The 266-nt window shown below is 63.2% G+C and carries 1 protein-coding gene; it reads left to right on the top strand.

Features of this window, described 5'->3' with window-relative positions:
• Positions 1–266: phage tail assembly protein (locus tag ACZ3HH_RS30290; RefSeq protein ID WP_465810301.1), on the top strand; the 266-nt coding region annotated here is incomplete at both ends.

Here is a 266-nt window from a genome sequence, read left to right as displayed (position 1 = left end):
GAAGACCAAAAGATTCTGACGCTGCGTAAGCCGGTGAAGATCGGCGACGAGACCTTTACGACGCTCACGCTTCGCGAGCCGACAGCGGGCGAACTGGAGCGCGCGACGGTGGCCGAGCGCGGCCTTACCGTGACTATCAACCTCATTTCGATGGTTGCCGGTGTGCCGCGTCAGGTCGTCGAGCGAATTACCGGGCGCGACTTGCGGGAGGCGGCGTCGTTCCTGGAGGGTTTTACCGAGGATGGCCCGACAACTGGCGCGACACA

Source organism: Pseudomonas sp. PME37.24/025 (assembly GCF_055556615.1).
The sequence above is the reverse complement of the archived record's forward strand: the minus strand, read 5'-3'. Positions and strand labels throughout refer to the sequence as shown.